Genomic DNA, 2,500 nt, shown 5'->3' with positions numbered 1-2,500 from the left:
ATAGAGCAATCCCTAAATGATGTCACTAAAAACCTAGAGCTGCTTGTTTCTCAAAATGAGCAATGCCAACGTGTTATTGCGCTTGAAGGTGTAGGTGTTTTAGGCGCAGCGGGGCTAATTGCCAGTTTGAGTCAAACGAAGCATTTTAAAAATGGACGATGTGCTTCAGTATATTTAGGCGTCACCCCAAAACAATTTAGCAGTGGCGGTAAAACTGTGATGCTGGGGATTGATAAATGTGCTGGAGATAAACAGCTAAAGTCCTGTTTATTTTTGGGGGCATTGTCATACATTTCTAATCTGCCGGAAAAGCCCAAGACATTGAAGCAGCAATGGCTGTTAAGGTTAGTTGCTCGTTCAGGTGTAAAGCGAGCTTGTATTGCGCTGGTGAATAAAAATATCAGAACTGCTTGGGCAATGCTAAAACAAGGTACGAATTACCAACCCGCAATGATTTAAAAAACATTTTAAAAAGAGTTCGACAACAATGTAATTAAAAGGTAAGACCAACCTTCTGAAAACCTGTCTGAACTTGAAGTGAGAATACACTAACGAAGCGTTTAGGACAGAAGGTGCGAATAAATCAAAGGTTAGAGAGTAGCGCTCTCAAAAGAAACCGTATATACGCAAGCATCTTTAATTTTAAAAAACATGTTGTCAAACAAGTGGAGTCCATATACAAGTTCAGGATGACATGGTGAAAAAGGTTAATGGCAACGAACGCAGTGAGAGCGCTCTTTTTGCGCAAGGTGATTATCGTGCAAAAGGCTAGCGACAACGAACGCAGTGAGAGCGCTCTTTTTGCGCAAGGTGATTATCGTGCAAAAGGTTAGCGACAGCGAACGCAGTGAGAGCGCTCTTTTTGCGCAAGGTGAAATAAGCGAGTTTAACCGCTGCTGAGGGACTTAAACGCAAAAAACCCGCTGCATTTCTGCAACGGGTTTCTTTAATTGGGCCCTGGCAATGTCCTACTTTCACATGGGAAACCCCACACTATCATCGGCGCTATTTCGTTTCACTACTGAGTTCGGCATGGGATCAGGTGGTTCCAAAATGCTATGTTTACCAGGAAATTCTGTGTGCAAGATGTTTAAAACACCTTACTAAAATCTGGAAGCGTAATTAAATTCTTATCGTCTACTTTTTATTCTTAACTTCTAACAAGCTTAAAACCACTTTGGCGTTGTATGGTTAAGCCTCACGGGTAATTAGTACGAGTTAGCTCAATGCCTCACAGCACTTCCACATCTCGCCTATCAACGTTGTAGTCTTCAACGGCCCTTCAGTTAACTCTAAGTTAAAGTGAGAACTCATCTCGAGGCTCGCTTCCCGCTTAGATGCTTTCAGCGGTTATCGATTCCGAACGTAGCTACCGGGCAATGCTATTGGCATAACAACCCGAACACCAGCGGTTCGTCCACTCCGGTCCTCTCGTACTAGGAGCAGCCCCTCTCAATTCTCAAACGCCCACGGCAGATAGGGACCGAACTGTCTCACGACGTTCTAAACCCAGCTCGCGTACCACTTTAAATGGCGAACAGCCATACCCTTGGGACCGACTTCAGCCCCAGGATGTGATGAGCCGACATCGAGGTGCCAAACACCGCCGTCGATATGAACTCTTGGGCGGTATCAGCCTGTTATCCCCGGAGTACCTTTTATCCGTTGAGCGATGGCCCTTCCATTCAGAACCACCGGATCACTATGACCTACTTTCGTACCTGCTCGACGTGTCTGTCTCGCAGTTAAGCTGGCTTCTACCATTACACTAACCGTACGATGTCCGACCGTACTTAGCCAACCTTCGTGCTCCTCCGTTACTCTTTGGGAGGAGACCGCCCCAGTCAAACTACCCACCAGGCACTGTCCTCAATCCCGATTAGGGACCTAAGTTAGAACATCAACACTACAAGGGTGGTATTTCAAGGTCGGCTCCACACAATCTAGCGACTGTGCTTCAAAGCCTCCCACCTATCCTACACATGTAGGGTCAATGTTCAGTGCCAAGCTGTAGTAAAGGTTCACGGGGTCTTTCCGTCTAGCCGCGGGTACACAGCATCTTCACTGCGATTTCAATTTCACTGAGTCTCGGGTGGAGACAGCGTGGCCATGGTTACACCATTCGTGCAGGTCGGAACTTACCCGACAAGGAATTTCGCTACCTTAGGACCGTTATAGTTACGGCCGCCGTTTACCGGGGCTTCGATCAAGAGCTTCGACAAAAGTCTAACCCCATCAATTAACCTTCCGGCACCGGGCAGGTGTCACACCGTATACGTCATCTTACGATTTTGCACAGTGCTGTGTTTTTAATAAACAGTCCCAGCCACCTGGTCACTGCGGCTCTCGTTTGCTTACGGAGTAAATCCTTCACAAACAAGAGCGTACCTTCTCCCGAAGTTACGGTACAATTTTGCCTAGTTCCTTCACCCGAGTTCTCTCAAGCGCCTTAGTATTCTCTACCTGACCACCTGTGTCGGTTTAGGGTACGATTCGATAT

The 2,500-nt window shown here is 46.6% G+C and carries 2 protein-coding genes and 2 rRNA genes (2 of these 4 only partly in view); 2 read left to right on the top strand and 2 right to left on the bottom strand.

Translation table 11 applies throughout. The annotated features are described in order from the left end of the window. Positions 1–459, top strand: partial view of an IS110 family transposase gene (locus S4054249_RS02205; protein WP_046358670.1) — the 3' portion only. 555 nt of this gene lie to the left of the window's left edge; 459 of the gene's 1,014 nt are visible here — the last part of the coding sequence; the start codon falls outside the window, past its left edge; the stop codon is at positions 457–459. Positions 460–710: 251 nt separating this feature from the next. Then, complete coding sequence (locus S4054249_RS27115) at positions 711–833, top strand: hypothetical protein (RefSeq protein WP_256370539.1); 123 nt, start codon at positions 711–713, stop codon at positions 831–833. Between the two features lie 122 nt (positions 834–955). On the opposite strand, the gene rrf is transcribed toward S4054249_RS27115, so the two are convergent. Further along, positions 956–1,070 (bottom strand): 5S ribosomal RNA (gene rrf / locus S4054249_RS02200). Between the two features lie 117 nt (positions 1,071–1,187). Beyond that, positions 1,188–2,500 (bottom strand): 23S ribosomal RNA (locus S4054249_RS02195); it runs 1,569 nt beyond the window's last position.

Origin of the sequence: Pseudoalteromonas luteoviolacea (assembly GCF_001750165.1) — a bacterium.
Lineage (GTDB): Bacteria > Pseudomonadota > Gammaproteobacteria > Enterobacterales > Alteromonadaceae > Pseudoalteromonas > Pseudoalteromonas luteoviolacea_G.
Note: the sequence above shows the minus strand (reverse complement) of the source record. Positions and strands in the feature narration are given on the sequence as shown.

Excerpts from the sequence above, each read along its gene's own strand:
- S4054249_RS27115 (WP_256370539.1), top strand. The coding sequence starts at position 711 with ATGGCAACGAACGCAGTGAGAGCGCTCTTTTTGCGCAAGGTGATTATC.